The 957-nt window shown below is 59.8% G+C and carries 1 protein-coding gene; it reads left to right on the top strand.

Translation table 11 applies throughout. The features are described from left to right. The first annotated feature begins 21 nt into the window (after positions 1–21). Positions 22–903: a putative CRISPR-associated protein gene (locus NW853_RS09670; RefSeq protein ID WP_414348907.1), complete on the top strand. Its 882-nt coding sequence runs from the start codon at positions 22–24 to the stop codon at positions 901–903. Positions 904–957 lie beyond the last annotated feature (54 nt).

Raw genomic sequence — 957 nt, 5'->3', positions numbered from 1 at the left:
TAACCCATGCAGACCATCCTCATGACCGTGGGCACCTCTTTGCTCACCAACCCGGACAAAGACCTGCAGCCGCAACGCCCTTGGGTCGGCCAAAAAACCATCGGGGATCCGGAACGGGCCTTGGCCTGGATGAAAAAGACAGAACTGGAGCTGATCAGCGCCGAAACCAACACCTACTACCGGCTGGATCCCACTCCCCAGGATGCCTTGATTTTGCTTTACTCCGAAACCTCTGAGGGGCTGGAGTGCGCCCAGATTTTGAAGCTCTTTTTTGAAGAAGCGCTGGGCCAACAACAGGTTTCCCTGGTGCCCCTCCCCGGCGTCAACTACGAGCTAGAGGGATCCTCCCTGGAGCGGATGGCCGACCTGTTGCAACAGTTGGCCCAGAGCGCCAAAGGGATCGTCACCTTCGCCGCCACCGGGGGCTTCAAAGCCCAGGCCATGATCATGGCCGTGGTGGGCAGCCAATTGGGGATCCCGGTCTGCTACATCCACGAGCAATACAAATCTTTGGTGTATTTGCCCTATCTGCAACCGCAAGTCCAGCCGCGGATCCCGCGGGCGGCTCTCCCCGATTCCGGTCGAGATCGCTCCCAGGTCATCCAATTGCGGAGCGACAGCAGCCATCACCGCCCTCGCAGTTGGGTCAAGGTGGAAAAGCTCCTGCGCGACCTTCCCTGGGTGGATCTGGTTCGCTACGACTCAAATGCCTACGCTGCCCCCAAAAACGGCGTCAAAGCCGCCAACCGCAAAACCGAAGATGGCCGCCACGTTTTGTGGATCCATCTCCACGAAAGCCAGGACACCCACCTCGCCGTCCGGGTAGAGACCACCGGCTACACTCCCGACCACCTGGAGCAGGCTGCCGCCGAGTTGCGGGAGCGCTTGGGTCGTCTGCTCTGATGAATTCCACTTCCCCCGGTTACAACCCTTACCCAGATCCAGGGTCTGGTTTTG

It is taken from the genome of Synechococcus sp. H55.11 (assembly GCF_047462475.1).
Taxonomy (GTDB): Bacteria; Cyanobacteriota; Cyanobacteriia; order Thermostichales; family Thermostichaceae; genus Thermostichus.
This window is presented reverse-complemented; position numbering and strand designations above follow the sequence as displayed.

Excerpts from the sequence above, each read along its gene's own strand:
- NW853_RS09670 (WP_414348907.1), top strand. The coding sequence starts at position 22 with ATGACCGTGGGCACCTCTTTGCTCACCAACCCGGACAAAGACCTGCAG.